The sequence below is a fragment of the Tropicimonas omnivorans genome, assembly GCF_031846565.1.
GTDB lineage: Bacteria > Pseudomonadota > Alphaproteobacteria > Rhodobacterales > Rhodobacteraceae > Tropicimonas_B > Tropicimonas_B omnivorans.
This window is the reverse complement of record NZ_JAVRHL010000002.1, coordinates 557,517-578,692: the sequence shown is the minus strand read 5'-3', so window position 1 is coordinate 578,692 and position 21,176 is coordinate 557,517. Positions and strand designations below refer to the sequence as shown.

Annotated in this window: 20 protein-coding genes; 10 read left to right on the top strand and 10 right to left on the bottom strand. The window is 69.2% G+C overall.

Annotated elements, in window-relative coordinates; genetic code table 11:
* Positions 1-4: 4 nt before the first annotated feature.
* Together RM543_RS08065 and RM543_RS08060 are read left to right on the top strand one after the other, a co-directional pair.
* Positions 5-676 carry a hypothetical protein gene (locus tag RM543_RS08065; RefSeq protein WP_311690386.1) on the top strand — a complete coding sequence of 224 codons (672 nt, stop codon included), beginning with the start codon at positions 5-7 and terminating at the stop codon, positions 674-676.
* Positions 677-697: 21 nt separating this feature from the next.
* Positions 698-1,654 carry a phosphotransferase family protein gene (locus RM543_RS08060; RefSeq protein WP_311690384.1) on the top strand — a complete coding sequence of 319 codons (957 nt, stop codon included), beginning with the start codon at positions 698-700 and terminating at the stop codon, positions 1,652-1,654.
* Between the two features lie 75 nt (positions 1,655-1,729).
* On the opposite strand, the gene RM543_RS08055 is transcribed toward RM543_RS08060, so the two are convergent.
* Together RM543_RS08055 and RM543_RS08050 are read right to left on the bottom strand one after the other, a co-directional pair.
* Positions 1,730-2,431, bottom strand: coding sequence for an ABC transporter ATP-binding protein (locus RM543_RS08055; protein WP_311690383.1), 702 nt, complete (start codon positions 2,429-2,431; stop codon positions 1,730-1,732).
* Positions 2,424-3,710, bottom strand: coding sequence for a lipoprotein-releasing ABC transporter permease subunit (locus RM543_RS08050; protein ID WP_311690381.1), 1,287 nt, complete (start codon positions 3,708-3,710; stop codon positions 2,424-2,426). Before RM543_RS08050 ends, RM543_RS08055 begins: the two co-directional genes overlap by 8 nt.
* Positions 3,711-4,224: 514 nt before the next feature.
* On the opposite strand from RM543_RS08050, the gene ctaD reads away from it, so the two are divergent.
* Positions 4,225-5,901 (top strand): cytochrome c oxidase subunit I, encoded by a 1,677-nt coding sequence (ctaD, locus tag RM543_RS08045; RefSeq protein WP_311690379.1) that lies wholly within the window; start codon positions 4,225-4,227, stop codon positions 5,899-5,901.
* 136 nt (positions 5,902-6,037) lie between these two features.
* Here ctaD and RM543_RS08040 read toward each other — a convergent pair whose 3' ends face one another.
* Positions 6,038-7,042 (bottom strand): SDR family oxidoreductase, encoded by a 1,005-nt coding sequence (locus RM543_RS08040; RefSeq protein ID WP_311690377.1) that lies wholly within the window; start codon positions 7,040-7,042, stop codon positions 6,038-6,040.
* A gap of 192 nt (positions 7,043-7,234) precedes the next feature.
* On the opposite strand from RM543_RS08040, the gene RM543_RS08035 reads away from it, so the two are divergent.
* Together RM543_RS08035 and RM543_RS08030 are read left to right on the top strand one after the other, a co-directional pair.
* The gene (locus tag RM543_RS08035) at positions 7,235-7,720 is read left to right on the top strand and encodes a DUF2244 domain-containing protein (RefSeq protein WP_311690375.1); all 486 of its coding nucleotides are present in this window, start codon (positions 7,235-7,237) and stop codon (positions 7,718-7,720) included.
* On the top strand, positions 7,720-8,610 hold the full coding sequence (locus RM543_RS08030) for a hypothetical protein (RefSeq protein ID WP_311690373.1): 891 nt from the start codon (positions 7,720-7,722) through the stop codon (positions 8,608-8,610). The genes RM543_RS08035 and RM543_RS08030 overlap by 1 nt, the downstream gene beginning before the upstream one ends.
* A 146-nt stretch (positions 8,611-8,756) precedes the next feature.
* Here the strand turns inward: RM543_RS08030 and RM543_RS08025 are convergent, their stop codons facing one another.
* On the bottom strand, positions 8,757-9,224 hold the full coding sequence (locus RM543_RS08025) for a GatB/YqeY domain-containing protein (RefSeq protein ID WP_311690371.1): 468 nt from the start codon (positions 9,222-9,224) through the stop codon (positions 8,757-8,759).
* 165 nt (positions 9,225-9,389) lie between these two features.
* Between RM543_RS08025 and carA the strand changes: the two genes are divergently transcribed.
* Complete coding sequence (gene carA, locus RM543_RS08020; protein ID WP_311690369.1) at positions 9,390-10,553, top strand: glutamine-hydrolyzing carbamoyl-phosphate synthase small subunit; 1,164 nt, start codon at positions 9,390-9,392, stop codon at positions 10,551-10,553.
* Positions 10,554-10,644: 91 nt separating this feature from the next.
* Entirely contained in the window at positions 10,645-12,657 is a 2,013-nt protein-coding gene (locus RM543_RS08015) for a glycosyltransferase family 2 protein (RefSeq protein ID WP_489753990.1), read from the top strand.
* Here RM543_RS08015 and RM543_RS08010 read toward each other — a convergent pair.
* Positions 12,596-13,261 (bottom strand): GntR family transcriptional regulator, encoded by a 666-nt coding sequence (locus RM543_RS08010; RefSeq protein ID WP_311690367.1) that lies wholly within the window; start codon positions 13,259-13,261, stop codon positions 12,596-12,598. The genes RM543_RS08015 and RM543_RS08010 overlap by 62 nt on opposite strands.
* A 128-nt stretch (positions 13,262-13,389) precedes the next feature.
* Here RM543_RS08010 and RM543_RS08005 point away from each other — a divergent pair, with 128 nt between their 5' ends.
* Entirely contained in the window at positions 13,390-14,583 is a 1,194-nt protein-coding gene (locus tag RM543_RS08005) for an FAD-dependent monooxygenase (protein ID WP_311690366.1), read from the top strand.
* Positions 14,584-14,600: 17 nt separating this feature from the next.
* On the opposite strand, the gene RM543_RS08000 is transcribed toward RM543_RS08005, so the two are convergent.
* Positions 14,601-15,068 (bottom strand): Lrp/AsnC family transcriptional regulator, encoded by a 468-nt coding sequence (locus tag RM543_RS08000; protein WP_311690365.1) that lies wholly within the window; start codon positions 15,066-15,068, stop codon positions 14,601-14,603.
* On the bottom strand, positions 15,065-15,520 hold the full coding sequence (locus RM543_RS07995) for an Lrp/AsnC family transcriptional regulator (RefSeq protein WP_311690364.1): 456 nt from the start codon (positions 15,518-15,520) through the stop codon (positions 15,065-15,067). Before RM543_RS07995 ends, RM543_RS08000 begins: the two co-directional genes overlap by 4 nt.
* A 130-nt stretch (positions 15,521-15,650) precedes the next feature.
* Between RM543_RS07995 and ilvC the strand changes: the two genes are divergently transcribed.
* Together ilvC and RM543_RS07985 are read left to right on the top strand one after the other, a co-directional pair.
* Complete coding sequence (gene ilvC / locus RM543_RS07990) at positions 15,651-16,673, top strand: ketol-acid reductoisomerase (RefSeq protein WP_311690363.1); 1,023 nt, start codon at positions 15,651-15,653, stop codon at positions 16,671-16,673.
* Positions 16,674-16,787: 114 nt separating this feature from the next.
* Positions 16,788-17,711: a DMT family transporter gene (locus RM543_RS07985; RefSeq protein ID WP_311690362.1), complete on the top strand. Its 924-nt coding sequence runs from the start codon at positions 16,788-16,790 to the stop codon at positions 17,709-17,711.
* Between the two features lie 29 nt (positions 17,712-17,740).
* Here the strand turns inward: RM543_RS07985 and glmM are convergent, their stop codons facing one another.
* Genes glmM through RM543_RS07970 form a run of 3 tightly spaced genes read right to left on the bottom strand, consistent with a single transcriptional unit; the run spans position 17,741 to position 21,019 of the window.
* Complete coding sequence (gene glmM, locus RM543_RS07980) at positions 17,741-19,099, bottom strand: phosphoglucosamine mutase (protein ID WP_311690361.1); 1,359 nt, start codon at positions 19,097-19,099, stop codon at positions 17,741-17,743.
* Between the two features lie 13 nt (positions 19,100-19,112).
* A complete protein-coding gene (gene folP, locus RM543_RS07975; protein WP_311690360.1) occupies positions 19,113-20,120 on the bottom strand; it encodes a dihydropteroate synthase in 1,008 nt (335 codons plus the stop codon).
* Positions 20,117-21,019, bottom strand: coding sequence for a dihydroneopterin aldolase (locus RM543_RS07970; protein WP_311690359.1), 903 nt, complete (start codon positions 21,017-21,019; stop codon positions 20,117-20,119). Before RM543_RS07970 ends, folP begins: the two co-directional genes overlap by 4 nt.
* Positions 21,020-21,176: the final 157 nt, after the last annotated feature.

Here is a 21,176-nt window from a genome sequence, read left to right as displayed (position 1 = left end):
CTCAATGCGCGCGCTCCTCCTTCTGATCCTGCTGGCCGCCTGCGCGCGGCCGATGACGCAGAACGAGCGGGCCTTCATCGATACGGTGCACGGAGCGGCGGTGGACACATCCCGCGTCCGCTTCCATGACGGCGCACTGATCGGCGGGATCGTGTTCGAGCGCCCGCCCAGACCGCAGCTTGCCTGCCGGGAGCGGATCTGGCCGCCGGAGGAAGGCCCCTCGGTGGAGGTCTCCACCGCCGCCTTCGTCTTGGGCAGCCGAATGTTCGTGGCGGAGAGCTACCAGCGGGACGACTGGGTCGCGAGCTATCCAGAGACGCTTCCCCTGCCCCAGGCCATGCTCCTCGCCCATGAGCTGACCCATGTCTGGCAATGGCAGGCCCGCGAGGTGACGGGCTACAATCCGCTCCGCGCCGTTGGGGAGCAGGTCGAGGCCGAGGATCCCTACCTGTTCGACGTGGCCGGCGAGCGGCCCTTTCTCGATTACCCCTACGAGCAGCAGGCCAGCATCGTCGAGGAATATGTCTGCTGCCGCGCGCTCGATCCCGAGGGCGCCCGCACGGCGCGTCTGAGGGCACTCCTGACCCCCCAGTTCCCCGGCCTCGCCGACCGCGAGCGGGCGGGCCGGATCATGATTCCCTATGCGGATGCCGAGATCCGCGGTATCTGTTCCTGACCCCCCCCCGGAGGCCCGCGCTTGGCGAAATTGTCCTTTCTCGACAAGCTGGAGATGATGGCCCGAGGGCAGGCGCGCCTTGCCGCCCTCTCCCGGACGATTCCAGAGCTTTCCGGCCTCGTGATCGGCGACAGCCTGCAGGCCAAGCCCGGCCGCGTTGTGATCTCAGCCCGGCTGAACGGCGCCCCCGTGATCGCCAAGTTCGTGGATGGCCCCGGCGGCGCGGACGAAGTGAAGCGGATGGAGGCTGCCCTCGCGCGCCGGCTGCCGCGGATGCAGAGCGGTCCCTTCCGTGTTCCCCGCCCCGTCCACTTCGCCCCGGACGAGGGGCTTGCCGTGATCGAGCGGGTGCCGGGGCGCCGTCTTCAGGACCTGCTGGCCGAGGCGGATGAAAGCGCGCGGCGCGTGCTCCTGTCGCGGGCCGCCGGCTGGCTCGGCGCTTATGCCGCGGGCAGCGAGAAGGAGGTGACGTTCGGCGTGCGCTTCTGGGCAAAGAACCGCGCCGAGGCCGCCGCCACCGGGCGCGATGCCGCGACGCGCGCCGTCACGGGGGCCATTGCTGATCGCCTCGCCGAACAGGTTCCCGTCCTCAGCGACCGGATCATCCGGCAGGCGCTGATCCACGGCGACTTCACACCCTTGAACATGCTGATGGACGAGACGGCTGTCTGGGGCGTCGACCTCTCCCTCGTCACGCACTGGCCGGTCGTGCGGGACGTCGCCACCATGCTCGTCTTCACCTCGACCGCCCATCCCGTGCCGCGGCCGCTCTGGGGCGTGGATCCGGTGGCGCTGGACGCGCTTCTCTCCACGGGTCTTCTGGACGAGCACCCGCCCGGCCTCCTGCGCTTCTGGACCGGCGTGAAGCTCTCGATGGATCTCCTCTCCCTCTCCAACAGCGCCCGCCGCAGGGGCGCCGCGCTGGACATGGCGGAGCATTGGCTCGCCGATCGGAGCGATTTCCGGGAGGGGCCCTAGGCCGGACCGCAGGTCCCGGCGCGACTCGTTGCGGGGTGGATCCGGGCCGTCATCCGGGGTGACCCTTGCGACGAATCAGGACGCCCCCGACCGCCCTCGTTCCGTCAGACGGCCGCCGTCGAGGTGCAGAACGCGGTCCATGCGGCTCGCAAGCTCGAGGTTATGGGTCGCGATCAGGGCGGCAAGGCCGGTCTCCCGCACGAGGCTCATCAGGGCGGCGAATACCGTGTCGGACGTGGTCGGGTCGAGGTTGCCGGTCGGCTCGTCGGCCAGGAGGAGCGCGGGCGCATTCGCTAGCGCGCGGCAGAAGGCGACGCGCTGCTGCTCGCCCCCCGACAGCGCCGAGGGCCGATGATCGGCGCGGTGATCCATGCCAACCGTCCCCAGAAGCTCTTTCGCGCGGGCCTCCGCCTCCGCCCAGGCAGCGCCGTTGGCGAGCTGCGGCAGCACGATGTTCTCTGCCGCGGTGAACTCCGGGAGCAGGTGGTGGAACTGGTAGACGAAGCCGATCTCGGCCCTTCGCGCCGCGGTACGACGCGCATCCCCCGTCCCGGTCAGCTCCTGCCCCGCCACGCTGACATGGCCTTCGTCCGGCGTGTCGAGAAGGCCGGCGATATGCAGGAGCGTCGACTTGCCGGCCCCCGAGGGTGCGACGAGAGCGACGACCTCGCCCCGCTTCAGCGTGAGATCCACCCCCGAGAGGACATGGACGGCGCCGGTCTTGCCGCGATTGTAGGTCTTCTCGATGCCGGAGAGGCTCAGCGCGGTCTCACTCATAGCGAAGCGCCTCCACCGGGTTCATCCGCGCGGCGCGGCGGGCGGGAAAGATCGTGATGACGTAGGACAGACCGAGCGACAGCGCGATCGCGGAGATCACGTCCCCGAGCTCCAGCTTGGCGGGCACCGCATAGATGCCGCGGATCGAGGCATCCCAGACGCCGCCGCCGGCGATGTAGTTCACCACGTTGAAGATCTGGTCGATGTAGATCGCGAAGAGACAGCCGAAGATCACCCCGGCGAGCGTTCCGATCGTTCCAACCGACGCGCCGCAGATGAAGAACACCCTGAGCACGGAGCCTTCGGTCAGGCCCATGGTGCGCAGGATCCCGATGTCCCGCCCCTTGTTCTTGACCAGCATGATGAGGCCGGAGACGATGTTCATCGCCGCGATCAGCACGAGGATCGACATTATGATGAACATCACGTTGTCCTCCATCTTCAGGGCCTGAAGGAAGGACCCGGAGGCGTCCCGCCACGTCCAGAGCAGCGTGCGCTCGCCGCCGGCCCTGAGGAGGTCCGTCGTCAGGTCGTCCACGCGGTCGGGATCCTCGACCATGACCTCGAGCTCGTCGGCGAAGCCCTCGCGGTTGAAGTAGGACTGCGCCTCGGCAAACGGCATGTACAGGCGCGTCCGGTCGATATCGTAGCGGCCTGCGCGGAAGACGTAGACCACCTCGTAGGCGTTGACGCGGGGCGAGGTGCCGAAGGCCGTCCGCACGCCATCGGGGGAGATCAGGCGGATCATGTCTCCCGGCCCGACCCCGAGCGACGCGGCAACTTCCCAGCCGATGGCGACGCCCTCGTCGAAGCGGGAGAGATCGCCGAGCGATTCCTCGGGGCTTTCGATCCGCGGCACGCCCCGGAGATCCTCCAGCGTGATCCCGTAGACCTCGACGCCCGCCGTCCGTCCGTTGGCGGAGGACATGACCTGCCCCTTGATCAGCGGCGCGGCGCGGGTGACCCCGGGAACCGCGGCGACCCGTTCGGCGAGGGCCACGTAATCCTCGATCTGGCGGGAACCCTGCCCCGCCTCGTTGACCGCCGAGGACTGGTAGAGCGTGACATGGGCATTGGCGCCGAGGATCGTGTCCACGAACTCCGCCCGGAACCCCGTGCGCACGGCGAGGACCGCGATCAGGGCGAAGACGGCAAGCGCGATGCCGATCAGGCTGATCCATGTCATGACGGAGACGCCACCCTCTGCGCGCGTCGCCCGCAGGTAGCGCCACGCGATCATCCACTCGAACCGGGAAAAGGGGGGAGGGCTGGAAGCCAAGGCTCGGATCCTTGCATCAAAGTCGCGCGGACCATGGTGGGGGCGGCTTCGAGGGTCAAGCCGCAGGGCGTCCCGACGCGCATGTCGGCGCAGGAAGTTGATGAGGCTCTACGGGGAGAAAAGGCCGAGGGGGCGCCGGAAGCGATCCGCCCGGGGGCCGGGCATGCGTGCGATCCGGGGGCAGCGGGTCCGGATCGCGGGACGGATGCCTTTCCAGACCCGGTCCGCCGGAGCCGGGGATCCCATGCTTACCCCAGCGGCGCGTCCCTGCAGCAGCGGCGGCGCCGTCGGGATGACGGTCGCGGCCGGCATGTCCCCTGCGGGTCGGCTACCCCCCCGGGGCCGCCTCCCGAGCCCCGCCGCGCGGGGTCCGTGGCTGGGCGCGACGCCGGGACGCGGTCCCCTGCGGCATATTCGGACATTGCCTGCCACGGGTCATCGCCTTAGAAGCAGGCATTGACGACGGGACGCGCCCTGCTCCCGCACCCAAGGCTGATCTCTCAGGGAGGCTTGCATGGCCGACGCCGCCATCCACGGGCACGACCATCACGACGAGCGTGGGTTCTTCACGCGGTGGTTCATGTCCACGAACCACAAGGACATCGGGATCCTGTATCTCTTCGTATCGGCCTTTGTCGGGCTGATATCGGTGGCCTTCACAGTTTACATGCGTCTCGAACTCATGACGCCGGACGTGCAGTACATGTGCATGGAAGGCGCGCGCGTCTTCACCCAGGCGCCCGCAGGCGAATGTACCCCCAACGGGCACCTGTGGAACGTGCTGATCACGGCGCACGGCATCCTGATGATGTTCTTCGTGGTGATTCCGGCCCTCTTCGGCGGCTTCGGCAACTACCTGATGCCGCTCCAGATCGGCGCGCCGGACATGGCGTTCCCGCGGATGAACAACCTCTCCTTCTGGCTCTACGTCGCGGGCACGTCGCTCGCCGTCGCCTCGGTCCTCGCGCCGGGCGGCAACGGTCAGGCCGGGTCGGGCATCGGCTGGGTCCTCTACCCGCCGCTCTCCACCACCGAGGGCGGATATTCGACCGACCTCGCGATCTTCGCCGTCCACCTGTCGGGCGCGTCGTCGATCCTCGGCGCGATCAACATGATCACGACGTTCCTGAACATGCGCGCCCCCGGCATGACCATGCACAAGGTGCCGCTCTTCGCCTGGTCGATCTTCGTCACCGCTTGGCTGATCCTCCTCGCCCTGCCCGTCCTTGCCGGCGCCATCACCATGCTGCTGACGGACCGGAACTTCGGCACCGCCTTCTTCGATCCCGCCGGCGGCGGCGACCCGGTGCTCTACCAGCACATCCTGTGGTTCTTCGGGCACCCCGAGGTGTACATCGTGATCGTGCCGGGCTTCGGCATCATCTCCCACGTCATCGCCACCTTCAGCCGCAAGCCGATCTTCGGCTACCTGCCGATGGTCTACGCGATGGTGGCGATTGGGGTCCTCGGCTTCGTCGTCTGGGCGCACCACATGTACACGGTGGGCATGTCCCTCACCCAGCAGAGCTACTTCATGCTGGCGACCATGGTCATCGCCGTGCCGACGGGCATCAAGATCTTCTCCTGGATCGCGACGATGTGGGGCGGCTCGGTCGAACTCAAGACGCCGATGCTCTGGGCGTTCGGGTTCCTCTTCCTGTTCACCGTGGGCGGCGTCACCGGCATCGTCCTGAGCCAGGCCGGCATCGACCGCGCCTATCACGACACCTACTACGTCGTGGCGCACTTCCACTACGTGATGAGCCTCGGGGCCGTGTTCGCGATCTTCGCCGGGGTGTACTTCTACATCGGCAAGTTCTCGGGCCGTCAGTACCCCGAATGGGCCGGCAAGGTGCACTTCTGGGTCTTCTTCATCGGTGCCAACCTGACCTTCTTCCCGCAGCACTTCCTCGGGCGTCAGGGCATGCCGCGCCGCTACATCGACTACCCCGAGGCCTTCGCGACCTGGAACTACGTCTCCTCGATCGGCGCGTTCCTCTCCTTCGCCTCGTTCCTGTTCTTCATCGGCGTGGTCTTCTACACCCTCTTCCGGGGCAAGCGGATCACCCAGAACAACTACTGGAACGAGTACGCGGATACCCTCGAATGGACTCTGCCGTGCCCCCCGCCGGAGCACACCTTCGAGACGCTCCCGAAGCGCGAGGACTGGGACAAGGTCCACGCCCACTAGGGGCACCTCAGGACCGCGACGAACGCAAGAAGGGCCCCGGGAGACGATCCCGGGGCCCTTTTTTGTGTCCGGAAGGGACCGGCGAGCGACGACGGGCCGCTCGGCCCGCCGGGGATCGCCCCGGCAGGAGGCGTCCCTAGCCGCCGGTCGCTTCGAAGACCTGCCCGGTCGAGTAGCTCGCCTCGGAACTTGCCGCGAGGACGTAGAGCGGTGCAATCTCGACCGGCTGGCCGGGACGGCCGATGACCGTGGACGCGCCGAACTCCGGGATCGCGTCCGCCGGCTGACCGCCGACGACCTGCAGCGGCGTCCAGAACGGCCCCGGTGCAACGGCGTTCACGCGAATTCCGCGCGGCCCGAGCTGCTTGGCCAGCGCCTTCGCGAAGATGATGTTGGCCGCCTTGGTCTGGGCATAGTCGAACAGGATCTCCGGCGGATCCTCGGCCACGACGGACGTCGTGATGACGATCGCGCTGCCGGCTTCCATGTGCGGCAGGGCCGCCTTGGTGATCCGGAACGGCGCATAGATGTTCGTCTTCATCGTCGTGTCGAAGTCCTCCTCGGAGATATCCTCGATGCTCTCGGCAAACTGCTGGTAGCCCGCGTTGTTCACGAGGATATCCAGCCCCCCCAGTCCCTCGACCGCGCGCTCGACGAGGTCGCGGCAGAAGGCGGCGTCGGTGATGTCTCCCGGGATCGCGACCGCCGTTCGCCCCTCCGCCTCGATCAGGGCGATGACCTGCTGCGCGTCCTGCTCCTCGGCGGGGAGGTAATTGATCGCGACATCGGCCCCCTCGCGGGCATAGGCGATCGCGGCGGCCCGGCCGATCCCGCTGTCACCGCCGGTGATCAGGGCGCGTCGCCCCGTCAGGCGGCCGGAGCCGACATAGCTTTCCTCGCCGTGATCGGGAACCGGGGTCATCTCGCTGGCAAGGCCGGGCCAGTCCTGCTGCTGTCTCTCGAAGGGCGGTTGGGGATAGGCGTCCTGCGGATCCCGCATCTCGGTGAGCGGGCTGGCAGCCGGCGTCTCGCCGGAGGTCTGCGCCGCCGCAGGTCCGGCCAGCCCGGCTGCGGCCGCGCCGCCAGCCAACCCGCCGAGAACCAGGCGTCGTTGCGGATCGTGCGATGTATCGTCGGCCATGAGGTATCCTTTCAGAGAAGTCGGGCCGGGGCGAGACATGCCCCGTCGTACCGTCCCCTACGACCGCCGGCCTCGAATGTTCCGGCGCGCAGACTGCACCATCCCGCGAGAGCGGCTTTGCAGCGCCGCTTTCATCTCGTAGATGGGAGCGGATACCGCAGACGCCGCGCCAGGAGCGAGAGAGACCGGGTCATGCCCTATGAATGGATCGAGACGGGGCCGGGCCCTGCCCGCCTGCATCTCTGGCCCTACCGCTCCCTACCCCGGACCGGCTTCGTGATCTTCATCGGCGCGACGGCCACGCTCCTCTTGCTGCCGCTCCTCGCGGTGCTCGGCACGCCGGTCCTCTGGGGCCTGCTGCCCTTCATCGTGGCCGCCATCTGGCTGCTCTATTACTTCCTTCAGCGCAGCTACCGGGACGGTGAGCTTCTGGAGGAACTGACCTTGAGCGAGGACCGCGTGGACCTCGTGCGGACGGAGCGCCGGGGCACCCGGCAGGAATGGTCCGCCCATCCCTACTGGGTCGAGGCGCGGCTGCACGAGAAGAAGGGCCCGGTCCCGAACTACGTGACATTGTCGGGCGGCGGACGCGAGGTCGAGATCGGCGCCTTTTTGTCCGCCGATGAGCGCCTCAGCCTCTACGGCGATCTCTCCCGCCGCCTGCCGGTTCGCAACTGATGGCGCAGGCCCGGGCCACGCCGAAGCGCCGCCGCGCCGCGCTCCTCCTCGCCGCGCGCCTGCCGGGCGCGGAGCGCATGGCCGGGGACCTCTCGCCCTCCGAAGCCGCAGCCCTCCGCCTCCGCCGGGCCGGACCGCCGCCGGGGCCCGCGCCCCGCCACGTCACCTACCTCATCCCCCTCGTCGGGAAGCACCATGTCGGGAACTGGGACGCCGTCTCCGCCCGCCTTCACACCACGCTGGAAAGTCTCGCCCGCGGTGGCGGAACCTGGCAGGCCCTGATCTGCGGCCAGGACCGCCCCACGGGCGATCTTCCGAAGGCCGCGACCTTCCTGCCCTTCGCGAAAGGCGTGGAAGGCAACGACAAGTGGGACAAGCTCCGCAGCCTCGTCGCGTCCCTGCCCGAATACGCCCCGGCGAGCGGCCTGGCCATGCCGTTCGACGCCGACGACATCCTCGCCCGCGGCACAGGCGAGCGCCTGAGCTCCGGGAAAAGCGAAACCGGCTGGCTCGTCGAACGGGGCCACGTGCGGGACGAAGGCACGGGCGCCCTCGCCCTCGCCCGACCGCAGAGCCTGTCCCGGCCGGGACAGAAGGCGTTCTGGAAACTCTGCGGCTCCTGCGCGGCCTTCCGGTATGACACGGCACAGCCCGAGAGCCTCGACTTCCTCTCCGCGGCCGTGTCCCACGAACACCGCATGTTCCCCTTCCTCGCCGCCCTTGCCGGCCGCCCCCTGGCGCCGCTGCCTGCCCCCGCTGTGCTGTACCGGCTGAACCACGGCGAGAATTTCGGCGCACGGCGGGGGCGGGTGTCGTTCAAGGCGCGCTTCGTCCGGCGCTTTGCCGTGACGAACGAGGACCTCCAGGCCGCCGAGGCGCTCTACCGCTAGGGGGATCGCAGGCCTTGCCGGCTCGTGCCCCGAACTCGCGGATCCACGAAAGAAGGGGCGAGGTCAGCCCCCGCCCCGTTCATCTTTCAGGCAAATACCCCCGCCGGAGGCACCCTTACTTCAAGGAATGCGCCGCAGGCGCTCCTTCAGGACAGGCGCGCGCGGACGCGGGCGCCGACAGCGCCGAAATCCATCCGGCCGGCATGGCGGGATTTGAGCTCGCCCATCACCTTGCCCATGTCCCGGATCCCGGTGGCGCCGGTCTTCTCGATGGCGGCGTCGATGGCGGCGCTCGTTTCGGCCTCCGTCAGCGGTTTGGGGAGAAACTCCTCGACCACGGCGATCTCCGACTGTTCGCGCTCGGCGAGTTCCAGGCGGCCGCCCTCCTCGTAGGCGCGGACGCTTTCCTGGCGCTGCTTCACCATCTTCGCCAGGATCTGCGTCACCTCGGCGTCGCTGATCTCGGCAGGCCCCTCGCCTCCGCCTCCCCTGGCCGCGATCTCGCGATCCTTGATGGCGGCATTGATCAGGCGCAGCGTTCCGAGCCGCGTCTGGTCCTTCTGGCGCATGGCGTCCTTGAGGGCGCTGCTGACCCTGGTCTTGAGCTGCGACATCGGTTCCCCTGAGCAACGGTCATCTCGGTCTGGCCGCGTCCTGTACGCTCAACTGTGCGACGAGACAACACGCTGATCGGCCCATTGACCCCACCGGGGACGCTGCGTAGATGCAGGGCGTTTGCCAGACGCCCTCGCGACATGCCCCCAAGGAGGCTCCTTCCCATGACCGCCGCACCTCGTCCCACCGCCTGCCTCGCCCTCGCTGACGGCACGGTGTTCTACGGGCGCGGCTTCGGCGCGACCGGCACCTGCGAGGCGGAGCTGTGCTTCAACACCGCGATGACCGGCTACCAGGAGATCATGACGGACCCCTCCTATGCCGGACAGGTGGTGACCTTCACCTTCCCGCATGTCGGCAATACCGGCGTCACGCCCGAGGACGACGAGGCGCAGGATCCGATTGCCTTCGGCATGGTCGTCAAATGGGATCCGACCCTGCCCTCCAACTGGCGCGCCGCAGAGACCCTCGGCGAGTGGCTGGCCCGGCGCGGCCGCATCGCGATCGGCGGCGTGGACACCCGCCGCCTGACCCGCGCGATCCGCCAGCAGGGCGCGCCCCATGTCGCGCTCTCGCACGATCCCGAGGGCAATTTCGACATCGAGGCGCTCGTCGCGCAGGCGCGTGCGTTCCCCGGCCTCGTCGGCCGTGATCTGGCGAAGGATGTGACCTGCGTTCAGTCCTACCGCTGGGACGAGATGCGGTGGGCCTGGCCCGCCGGCTACCTGCGGCGGGAGGGCGACGCGCCCCGTGTCGTCGCCGTCGACTACGGTGCCAAGCGCAACATCCTTCGCTCCCTGGCCTCCGCCGGCTGCGACGTGACGGTCCTGCCCGCCTCGGCCACCGCGGACGACATCCTGGCGCACGATCCCGAGGGTCTCTTCCTGACGAACGGCCCCGGCGATCCGGCGGCGACCGGCGAATATGCCGTGCCGATGCTCCAGGATGTCATGCGCCGCAAGCCTGACCTGCCGCTCTTCGGCATTTGCCTTGGCCACCAGATGCTGGCCCTCGCCCTCGGCGCCAGGACCATCAAGATGAACCACGGCCATCACGGCGCGAACCACCCGGTGAAGGATCTGACCACCGGCAAGGTCGAGATCACCTCCATGAATCACGGCTTCACGGTGGACAGCCAGACCCTGCCGAAGGGAGTCGAGGAGACCCATGTCTCGCTCTTCGACGGCAGCAATTGCGGAATCCGCGTGGCGGACAAGCCGGTCTTCTCGGTTCAGTATCACCCCGAGGCCAGCCCCGGCCCGATGGACAGCTATTACCTGTTCGAACGGTTCGCGGACGCGATTCGCGAGCGCTCCGGCGCGGCCTGATCCAGATTGATCCGCGCCGGTTAACCCGGCTTTTACTGTAACTGTCGTCTATCCCCGGAACCGAAATGTTCCGCCGTGGGTGATGCGATAGATGACTGCCAGTCCGGACCCGCACCAGGAAACCCGTCCCTCCGCCGCCGCCCCGACGCAGCATCCGCGGCCCTTCCCTTCGTATCTCAGAGCCGTCGAGAGCGCCCCAAAGGCGCCTCGGAGAACGCCGCTCGGGCGGCTCCTCGTCGAATCGGGTGCGATCGGCCCGGGAGATCTGGTGCAGGCGCTGAGCGATCAGGCCCGGTCCGAAGCGCGACTTGGGGAGATCCTGCTGGCCCGCGGCCTGATCTCAGAGGCAAACCTCACCGCGGCGCTGGCGCGGCAGTGGGACGCCGATATCGCCGATCTGTCAGCCGAGCCCCCGGATGCGACGCTCATGGCCGGGCTGGGCGCGGCGGACTGCCTCGCGCGCGGTCTCGTTCCGTGGCAACGCGCGGGAGGGCTGACCCTGGTCGCGACCAGCCGGCCGGAACGATTCGAGATCGACAGGCGATCGCTGGAACCGGTCCTCGGCCCGGTCGCGATGGTCGTCGCCCGGGCGAGCGACGTGCAGGCGGCCGTGGCACGGGCCGGCGCCGCCGAACTGGCAACGCTGGCGGAGACTTCCGTACCGGCGGCATTCTCCTGCCGCCGACGCGGACGGATCGCCAGCCGCCGTCCCCTTGGCCTCGCCGCACTCGCCTCTGCCACGGGGGTCGTGATGCTCGCCCCCGCCTCGGTCTTCTGGATGCTCACCGGTATCGCGGCCATCTTCCTGACCGCGACGCTGGCACTCCGCGCCGCGATCCTCTGGGCGGCATTCCGCGATGCGCGGCACCGCGGCGAGTTCGCGTCTGCCCGCTCGAAGCCGGCGCCGGTGATGGCGCGGCTGCCGGTGATCTCGATCCTCGTGCCGCTCTTCCGGGAGGGGGACATCGCCGGCCGGTTGGTCCGGAGGCTTGAAGCGCTCGACTACCCGCGCGAGCTGACGGACATCCTGCTTGTCACCGAAGCGGACGATGCGACCACCGCCGCTGTCCTTGCCCGGACGGAGCTGCCCCCCTGGATCCGTGTCTGCACCGTTCCGCCGGGGGCCGTGCGCACCAAGCCGCGGGCGCTGAACTACGCCCTGTCCTTCTGCCGGGGCGGCATCGTCGGGATCTACGACGCCGAGGATGCGCCGGCCGAAGGGCAGCTCCGCCAGATCGCGACAGCCTTCGCGCAGCGCGGGCCGGACGTCGCCTGCCTGCAGGGGATGCTGGACTACTACAATCCCGGCACGAACTGGATGAGCCGCTGCTTCACGGTGGAATACGCCGCGTGGTTTCGCGTCATGCTGCCGGGCCTTCAGCGCCTCGGCCTGCCGATCCCGCTCGGCGGTACGACGCTGTTCTTCCGCCGTGCCGCCCTCGAAGCGCTAGGAGGGTGGGATGCGTGGAACGTCACGGAGGATGCCGATCTCGGCCTTCGGCTCGCACGCGCGGGCTACCGCACGGAGATCGTCGCCACCGTCACGCAGGAGGAGGCCTGTTGCAGGCCGCTCCCCTGGGTCCGACAGAGGTCCCGCTGGATCAAGGGATACATGATGACCTGGGCCACCCACATGCGTCGGCCGCGCAGCCTCTGGAGGCAGCTCGGGGCAAGGGGGTTCCTCGGAATGCAGGTGCTCGTTCTGGGATCCATCGTGCAGGTGCTTCTGGCGCCGCTGTTCTGGATGTTCTGGCTGGCGCCCCTCGGGCTCGTGCCACCCGCTCCGGGCCTCGGAGAGGCAGTGACCTGGCCTCTGGCTGCGCTCTTCGTCGCGTCAGAGGCCTCGGGCGTCGCCGTCGCGGCCCTCGGTCTCAGGCGCCGCGGAGAGAGCGGCTGGCTGATGAAGTGGGTGCCGACGCTGTACGTTTACCATCCGCTTGCCGTTCTCGCGGCGTGGAAGGCCGCCTGGGAGGTCGTCATGCGGCCGTTCTACTGGGACAAGACGACGCACGGTATTTTCGACAAGCGTCACCGACCGGGCGTCACGGCCGCGCGGCGGGCCCGACCCGAGGCGCTTCCCCTGCGAGCCGCAGCCGCTCCTTGAAGGCTTCGGAGATGTGGTGCCGGAGCGCCGCCCGCGCGCCGTCCTCGTCCCGCGCGGCAATGGCGTCCACGATGCCGCGATGTTCGGCGACGGCGGCATCCCCCCGGCCGGGACCGGCCAGCGACGTCTCGGCCATCAGGGCCATCGTGCGGTGGACGAATTCAAGCTGCTGGACGAGGTACCGGTTGTGGGAGGCGAGGTGGATCTGGCGGTGGAACCGCTTGTTCGCGCGCGCCAGCGCCTGCGGCTGGTCCACCATCGTACCGTGTTCCTCCGCCATGGCGCGCAGGACCGCGATCTCCTCTTCCGCCGCATGGCGGGCCGCAAGCTGCGCGGCCAGCGCCTCCAGTTCGGAGCGGACGGCGTAAAGCTCGGCCAGCTGGTTGTGATCGAGGGCGGCGACGATCAGGGACCGCCCGTCGCGCGCGAGAAGCGACTGCGTCTCCAGCTTCTGGAGGGCTTCCCTGACGGGCGTGCGGGACACACCGAACCGCTCGGCCAGCTCGCTTTCGACGAGCCGGTCGCCCGGACGGTAGAGGCCGGTGTCGATCGCTTCGAGGATGAGCGAATAGGCGTCGATCTGGCTCGGCCGGTCGCTGGCCATGGGCGGTCTCCGAAAGCGGGAGGCACAAGGCTGGCCGACCCCTCTTCCGGGGTCAAGCCGCCGTGCTCTGGCAAAGCCTGCCGCATCGGCCTAGGTCGGATGCGGAATACGCGACGGGAGCACAGACGATGCGGGCAGATATCGAGACGGACATCCTCATCGTCGGCGCCGGCCTTGCCGGCCTGATCGCCGCGGCGACGCTCAAGGGCGCCGGCCACGACGTCGTCGTCGCGAGCGCCTCCGCCCCGCCCCGCGATCCGCAGAGCGAGGGGGCCGACCGGCGCTCCACCGCGTTTCTGCTGCCCTCGCGGAGCGTCCTGCGCCGCGCCGGGATCGAGGTGGACGGCGGAACGGCGACACCGCTCGCCGCCTTGCGGATCGTCGAAACCGGCGGACGGCCGCGTCACGTCATCTCCGAGCGGACCTTTCACCCGGACGATCTGGGCTCCGAGGTGTTCGGCTGGAACATACCCAATGCACGCCTCGGCGCGGAGCTTCTGGACCGGCTCGAGGCGCTGTCCGTTCCCCTGCGGATCGGCGCGGGGCTGAAGGACCTGCACGCGCGGGAGGATCGGGCCCTTGCGGTGCTGGCGGACGGCACACGCATCTCGGCGCGCCTCATCGTCGGAGCGGACGGGCGGGACAGCGCCGTGCGGCGCGCGGCCGGGATCGGCACGTCCGAGACGCGCTATGGCCAGAAGGCGCTGGCCTTCCCGGTGCGCCATACCCATCCCCATGCCAATGTCTCGGCCGAGATCTACGAGCAGGGCGGAGCGTTCACGACGGTGCCCCTGCCCGATGCGGACGGCCAGCCCGCCTCCGCCATCGTCTGGATGGCCGACGGTCCCGAGGCGATGCGCCTTGCCGCCCTGTCCGAGGCAGAGCTCGCCGCCGAGGCGACGGAGCGATCCTGCGGGCTCCTGGGGCCGATGACGCCCCTTGCGCGGCCCGGCCTCTTCCCCGTGGTCACGCGGATCGCGGAACGGCTGGCCTCCCGGCGCGTGGCGCTCGTCGCCGAGGCGGCGCATGTGCTGCCGCCCATCGGCGCGCAGGGGCTCAACACCTCGATTGCCGACATCGCCGCGCTCGAGACGGCTGCCCGCACCGATCCCGGCGCGCCGGAGGGCCTCGCCGCCTATGCCGCCGCGCGGGAACGTGACATCGCGCTGAGGGCCGGCGCCATCGATGCCTTCAACCGCGTCGCCCGCTCCGGGAGCCTGCTTGCGCATACGATACGCCCTGCCGGGCTTGCGGCGCTCCACGATCTGCCGCCCGTCCGGCGCGCCCTGATGCGGGCGGGGCTAGGATCGGCCGCGGACTAAACGGAGGTTTCGCCGCGTCAGCCCAAGGGGCCGGGCAACCGCTCTTCCGAGAGCAGAACGTTGGATTCCACCTGCCCCACGCCCGGCAGCGTCATGATGCGGCGGCGAAGAACCCGTTCGAAATCGGGAAGGTCGCGCGCCGTGACGCGGAGGCGGTAATCGTAGAGACCGAGGACGTGCTCGACGATCTGCACCTCCGGAATGGCGCAGACCGCCCGCTCGAAGACCTCCAGTTCGGGGCGCCCGCGCGCCGCAAGCTTGATGCCCAGAAAGACGGTCACGCCGAAGCCGAGCGCCTCGCGGTCGAGGACGAGGCGGCGGCCCTTCAGGATGCCCGCATCGGTCAGGCGGCGGATGCGGCGCCACGTCGCCGGCTGCGACAGTCCGAGGCGCCGGCCAAGTTCGGAGGCGCTGAGGGTAGCGTCCCCGACGAGGGCGCGGAGGATCGCGCGGTCCGCCGCGTCCAGGTTGAGAGGCTCCGTCATAGCGGAAGCTCGTCCACCGACTTGATGTCCGCCACGTGCATCAGCGCTTCGATGTCGGCGATATGCGGCAGGGTCAGGATCCGGTCCCGCCAGATGGTCTGATAGTGCGAGAGGTCGCGGGCAATGAGCTCGAGGCGGATGTCGACACGGCCGAGGAGGGTCTGGATCTCAAGGACTTCGGGAACCTTGCGGACCTCCTCCAGGAACGCGTCGAAGGCATTGCGACGGGTCTTGTCGAGGGTGATCCGGAGCGAGACCCGCACGGCCCAGCCGAGGGCGCGCCAGTCGATCACGGCCTCCTGCCCCTTCAGGATCCCGCTGCCGCGCAACTTCTCCAGCCGACGCCAGCACGCCCCGTGGGAGAGGCCCACGCGGTCCGCGAGCCCCTGCGCGGAGAGGTCCGGTTCGGCCTGAAACTGCCGCAGAATGCGCCTGTCCGTGTCATCCAGCATGGATTTTCGGATAACGGATTGATGGACGAATGACAATTCACCAAAGCTGCGCAGATACGCAAATTTTGCGTCGCGTCTTCCGGCCCTGATGCGCTATTCCCTGCCCGGAACTCATGATAGGGAGACCGCCATGCGCGTCTATTACGATCGCGACTGCGACATCAATCTGATCAAGGACATGAAGGTCGCCATTCTCGGCTATGGCAGCCAGGGCCACGCCCACGCGCTGAACCTGCGCGATTCGGGCGCGAAGAACCTCGTCGTCGCCCTCCGCGAAGGCTCCCCCAGTGCCAAGAAGGCCGAAGGCGAGGGCCTGAAGGTCATGGGCATCGCTGAGGCCGCCGCCTGGTGCGATCTGATGATGTTCACCATGCCCGACGAGCTGCAGGCCGAGACCTACAAAAAATATGTCCACGACAACCTGCGCGAGGGCGCGGCGATCGCCTTCGCCCACGGCCTGAACGTCCATTTCGGGCTGATCGAGCCGAAAGCCGGCGTCGACGTCGTCATGATGGCACCGAAGGGCCCCGGCCATACGGTGCGCGGCGAGTACACGAAGGGCGGCGGCGTTCCCTGCCTCGCGGCGGTTCACCAGGATGCCTCCGGCAAGGCCATGGAGATCGCGCTGTCCTATTGCTCCGCCATCGGCGGCGGCCGCTCCGGCATCATCGAGACCAATTTCCGCGAAGAATGCGAGACGGACCTCTTCGGTGAGCAGGCCGTGCTCTGCGGCGGTCTCGTCGAGCTGATCCGCTGCGGCTTCGAGACGCTGGTCGAGGCCGGCTACGAGCCCGAGATGGCCTATTTCGAGTGCCTGCACGAGGTGAAGCTCATCGTGGACCTGATCTACGAAGGCGGCATCGCAAACATGAACTACTCGATCTCGAACACCGCCGAGTACGGCGAGTACGTCTCCGGTCCGCGCATCCTGCCCTACGACGAGACCAAGAAGCGCATGAAGGAGGTCCTCCGGGACATCCAGTCCGGCAAGTTCGTTCGCGATTTCATGCAGGAAAACGCCGTCGGCCAGCCCTCCTTCAAGGCGACCCGCCGCCTGAACGACGAGCATCAGATCGAGCAGGTCGGCGAGAAGCTGCGCGGCATGATGCCCTGGATCTCCGCCGGCCGCATGGTCGACCGCGAGCGCAACTGATCGACACACCGTGCGGCCCCCTATCAAGCGGGGCCGCACACCCTGACGACGGTGCGTGGCCGCACATACCGGCCGATCTGGACAGGCGCGCGGCCGCGTGATCCAAGGCGCCACATGGCCGCGAACACAGCCCCCGTCGAGCCGCCCACGGCGGCGAACTGGCTCTCGATCCTCTTCCTGGGTCTGATCTGGGGCGGCACTTTCATGCTGACCAAGATCGCGCTGGGTGGGATCGAGCCGATCACGCTCGCGGCCTCCCGGATCCTGCTCGCGGCGATCGCCCTCATGCCCTTCGCCCTGCCCCGGATGCGGGGGATCGGACGGGAACACCTGCCCTATCTCATCTGGGCCGGCCTTCTGAGCACGGCTGTGCCCTTCTCGATGCTGTCCTGGGGGCTCCAGCACGTCCCCTCCGCGTTCGGCGGGCTGTCGATGGCGATGCTGCCGCTCGTGCTTCTGCCGATGGCGCATTTCTTCGTTCCGGGCGAACGCCTGACGCCGCGCCGGATCATCGGCGTCGCCCTCGGATTCGCCGGCGCGGCTCTTCTGATCGCGGGCGGCGGAGATGATCCGGGCGCCTCGGGACCACTGGGGCTCGCGGGGCGGATCGTCTGTCTCGCCGCGACGATCTGCTATTCCGTCGCCTCGATCCTGACCCGGCGATGCCCCCCCATCGACGGTATCGCCATGGCGGCGCTCACGCTGGTCTTCGGCGCGATTGCCATCGTTCCGTTCGCGCTCTTCGTCGAGGGGGCTCCCGCACTCCCGCCGACGCGCCCCCTGCTGGCGGCGATCGCGCTCGGGCTCGTGCCGACGGCGCTGGCTGTCCTTCTGCGGATCCAGGTCGTGCGGAGCGCGGGCCCGGGTTTCATGACGCTGGTGAACTTCCAGGTCCCGGTCTGGTCGGTGATCTTCGGCGTCGTCCTGCTCGGCGAGACCCTGCCGCCGACGCTCTTCGCCGCGCTGGCCCTGATCGGCACGGGGCTCGTCATCGGCCAGTGGCGCACCGTCCGGACGCTGCTGCACTGGCGGGGCTGAGAGCCGGCCGCTGCCCGCCGTCCCCTGCGTCAGGCCACGACGATCCCCTCGTTCTCCACCGCCCCGACGATATCGTCCACGACGGCGGTCAGAAGCGTTTCGTCCTCGCATTCGGCCATGACGCGGATCAGCGGCTCGGTGCCGGACTTGCGGATCAGCACGCGCCCCCCGTCACCCATCTTCGCTTCGGCGCCAGCGATGGCGCGCTGGACGCCGGACGCCGCCAGCGGATCGGATCCGGCCCGGAACCGGACGTTCTTCAGGAGCTGCGGAACGGTCTCGAAGGTACGGGCGAGTGCGCTGGCGGGAAGCGCGCTCTCGGTCATCGCGGCCAGGAACTGGAGGCCCGCGATCAGGCCGTCGCCGGTCGTCGTGTAATCTGTCATGACGATATGGCCCGACTGCTCGCCGCCGAGATTCCAGCCGCCCGAGCGCATCCGCTCGACGACGTGGCGGTCCCCGACCGGGGTGCGTTCGAGGCGGAGCCCCTTCGCTTCGAGATGCCGTTCGAGGCCGAGGTTCGACATGACGGTCGCCACGAGGGTGTCGCCGGCCAGGCGGCCGGTCTCGGCCCACTGCCCGGCGAGCAGCGCCATGATCTGGTCCCCGTCCGCCACGGCCCCGGTCTCGTCGAGGATCATCACCCGGTCCGCGTCGCCGTCGAGACAGATGCCGACATCGGCGCCGCTGGAGCGCACGACCTCGGCAGCCTGCGCGACGGAGGTCGAGCCGCAGCCGAGGTTGATGTTGAGGCCGTCGGGATCCGTGCCGACCTCGATCACCTCCGCCCCCAGCTCCCAGAGGACCTGCGGCGCGGTGCGGTAGGCGGCGCCGTTGGCGCAATCGATCACGACCTTGAGGCCGGACAGCGTACGGTTGACAGGGAAGGACGCCTTGGCCCGCTCGACATAGCGGAACCGCCCGTCGTCGATCCGCCGCGCGCGGCCGATGGCGCCGGCATCGGCAAGACGCGGGCCGGCCTCCGCCAGCGCCTCGATGGCGGTCTCGTCGGCATCCGAGAGCTTGAAGCCGTCGGGACCGAAGAACTTGATGCCGTTGTCCTCGTGAGGGTTGTGCGAAGCGGAGATCATGATCCCCAGATCCGCCCGCATGGAGCGCGTGAGGTAGCCGACGGCAGGCGTCGGAATGGGGCCGAGGAGAAGCACGTTCATGCCGGTGGAGGTCAGCCCCGCCGTCAGCGCGTTCTCGAACATGTAGCCGGACAGGCGGGTGTCCTTGCCGATCACGACGCGGTGCCCGGCGGTGCCGTCCTGCCGAAAATGCTGGCCGGCCGCAGCGCCCAGCTTGAGCGCCATCTCCGCGGTCATGGGATACGCGTTTGCCCGGCCCCGGACGCCGTCGGTTCCGAAGAGTGTCCTGCCTGTCATAAGATCGCTCGCCTCAAGTCTCGTAAAGGGCCTGGGCAAGGTTCATGGCCTGCCGCGTCTCGCCCACGTCGTGTACCCTCAGAATGTGCACGCCCTGCGCGAGCGCGGCAAGCGCGACAGCGATCGAACCGGGTGCCCGTCGGCGAGGCTCCGCCTCCTTGCCGATCGCCCCGATGAACCTTTTGCGCGAGACCCCGAGCAGGACGGGCAAGCCCAGATCGTGGAAGGCGGAAAGGTTACGGATCAGTTGCAGATTGTGATCGGCGGTCTTGCCGAAACCGATGCCCGGATCGACGATCAGACGCTCCCGGGCGACGCCCATGGCCTCGGCCGCCGCGATCCGCTCCCTGAGCGCCGCCATGACCTCGTGCAGCACGTCCCCGTAGGCCGGTGCGTCCTGCATGGTCTTCGGCAGGCCTTTTGCGTGCATCAGGCACAGGGGCGCGCCGTGACGGGCGGTCAGCGGGCCGAGTGCGGGATCGAAGGTCAGGGCGGAGACATCGTTGACCATGTCCGCCCCGGCGCCGAGCGCGGCCTCGGCAACGGCGGCCTTCCGGGTGTCGACGGAAACGGGCGTGGCGATGCCGGCGCCCCGGATCGCCGCGATGGCAGGGGCGACGCGGGCGATCTCCTCCGCCTCGGGCACGTCCTCCGCGCCGGGCCGGGTGCTTTCGCCGCCGATATCGAGAAGGTCTGCCAGCAGCGACATCTGCCGGGCCGCCTCGGCCGCCGCCTCGGCGCTGCCCGTGATCCCGCCATCCGAGAAGCTGTCCGGCGTGACGTTGATGATGCCCATGATTCGCGCGGTCTCAAAGGTCATCCCGCAGAGCGCCGGCCGGGGCGCCGAGAGCCTGTCCAGCGCCGCGGCGTCCAGCTCCCGGGCGGGAACGAGCGCCGGTGTCCGGCCGGCCTCCAGCACCTCGACCTCGTCGAACCAAACGGCCTCGCTTCCGGCGAGGGGGAGCGCGCCGGGCCCGCGGGGCTGCCCTGTGCGGGCGATCGGCCTGAAGATCGTGCTCATCGGGCTTCGGTCTCCAGACGCGTCCCGCCGGGCATGTCCGCGCCTATGCCCACGCGGTGGGTGGCACCCAGCGTGTCGGCGAGGAAGGCGGCGAGGCGTTCGGGCTCCCGCGGGCCGGCATCGGGGCGCTCCGGCGAATCGAGGACGATCTTGGACGGCGCCCAGACCAGCATCCGGCCCTGCCGGATCGCGTGTTCGATCTCGGTGCGGCTGCCGACGACGAGGCAGCGCGGATCCCGGGCGGCGAGCACCCAGGCGTTCTGATCGAGCGCGAGGAGGTCGATCCGCCGCTGCGGCATCGACGCGCCGGCCACGGGGGCCGGTGTCTCGGGCAGGGTCACGGTGAGCACGACCGGGGCGCCGCCCTCTTCCAGCGTATCCAGCCACTGCGGAAGGCGCGGATCGGCAATGGCATCGTTCGACAGATGCGCCACGACCGGCCGCGGCATGTCCGGCGCCGCGAGGCCGCGCTCGCGCTCCGGCCCGGCGCTGCGCACGATTTCCACGCCGAGGGCATAGGGCCCCCGGTCCAGCTTCTCGATTCGCACGAAGACGCGCTCCGCCCGCGGCTCCTGCAGAAGAAGCCCCGCGATGCGTTCGGCCAGTGTCTCGAGGAGGTTGAGCCGCTCCTCGGCGAGCGCGGCGTCCACCGCGTCGACCAGCGTGTCGTAGGACAGGATGCGGTCCACATCGTCATGGGCGGGCGCGCCGGTGCCGCTCACCTCGCAGACGATATCGAAGCGAAGCCGCTGCTGGCTCCCCCGTTCCTCCTGGAAGGCGCCGATTTCCACGTTGAGGACGTGATCGCGCAGGGAAATGCGGTCGCGCGGACGCGCGGCACTGGCCGTGGCGCGGTCCTCGGGATGGCCGAAGGCGGCGGAGAGATCGGGATCGGTCATGCCCTCTCCTGCCACGCCCCGCGCTCCGCCGCCAGAACCGGTCGCGACGGATGGAGGTGCGAAAGCGCCCCCGTGAGACTGGAAGGAACAGGAGTGGACCAAAGGCGCGGCCTGAACGCGATAACCTCGGCGCGGCCGGCCGGAAAGGCCCTGCCGC

Bases quoted from the DNA above. Each gene is read 5' to 3' on its own strand.
- RM543_RS08065 (WP_311690386.1), top strand. From the start codon at position 5: ATGCGCGCGCTCCTCCTTCTGATCCTGCTGGCCGCCTGCGCGCGGCCG.
- RM543_RS08055 (WP_311690383.1), bottom strand. From the start codon at position 2,431: ATGAGTGAGACCGCGCTGAGCCTCTCCGGCATCGAGAAGACCTACAAT.
- ctaD (WP_311690379.1), top strand. From the start codon at position 4,225: ATGGCCGACGCCGCCATCCACGGGCACGACCATCACGACGAGCGTGGG.
- RM543_RS08040 (WP_311690377.1), bottom strand. From the start codon at position 7,042: ATGGCCGACGATACATCGCACGATCCGCAACGACGCCTGGTTCTCGGC.
- RM543_RS08035 (WP_311690375.1), top strand. From the start codon at position 7,235: ATGCCCTATGAATGGATCGAGACGGGGCCGGGCCCTGCCCGCCTGCAT.
- RM543_RS08030 (WP_311690373.1), top strand. From the start codon at position 7,720: ATGGCGCAGGCCCGGGCCACGCCGAAGCGCCGCCGCGCCGCGCTCCTC.
- RM543_RS08025 (WP_311690371.1), bottom strand. From the start codon at position 9,224: ATGTCGCAGCTCAAGACCAGGGTCAGCAGCGCCCTCAAGGACGCCATG.
- carA (WP_311690369.1), top strand. From the start codon at position 9,390: ATGACCGCCGCACCTCGTCCCACCGCCTGCCTCGCCCTCGCTGACGGC.
- RM543_RS08015 (WP_489753990.1), top strand. From the start codon at position 10,645: ATGACTGCCAGTCCGGACCCGCACCAGGAAACCCGTCCCTCCGCCGCC.
- RM543_RS08010 (WP_311690367.1), bottom strand. From the start codon at position 13,261: ATGGCCAGCGACCGGCCGAGCCAGATCGACGCCTATTCGCTCATCCTC.
- RM543_RS08005 (WP_311690366.1), top strand. From the start codon at position 13,390: ATGCGGGCAGATATCGAGACGGACATCCTCATCGTCGGCGCCGGCCTT.
- RM543_RS08000 (WP_311690365.1), bottom strand. From the start codon at position 15,068: ATGACGGAGCCTCTCAACCTGGACGCGGCGGACCGCGCGATCCTCCGC.
- RM543_RS07995 (WP_311690364.1), bottom strand. From the start codon at position 15,520: ATGCTGGATGACACGGACAGGCGCATTCTGCGGCAGTTTCAGGCCGAA.
- ilvC (WP_311690363.1), top strand. From the start codon at position 15,651: ATGCGCGTCTATTACGATCGCGACTGCGACATCAATCTGATCAAGGAC.
- RM543_RS07985 (WP_311690362.1), top strand. From the start codon at position 16,788: ATGGCCGCGAACACAGCCCCCGTCGAGCCGCCCACGGCGGCGAACTGG.
- glmM (WP_311690361.1), bottom strand. From the start codon at position 19,099: ATGACAGGCAGGACACTCTTCGGAACCGACGGCGTCCGGGGCCGGGCA.
- folP (WP_311690360.1), bottom strand. From the start codon at position 20,120: ATGAGCACGATCTTCAGGCCGATCGCCCGCACAGGGCAGCCCCGCGGG.
- RM543_RS07970 (WP_311690359.1), bottom strand. From the start codon at position 21,019: ATGACCGATCCCGATCTCTCCGCCGCCTTCGGCCATCCCGAGGACCGC.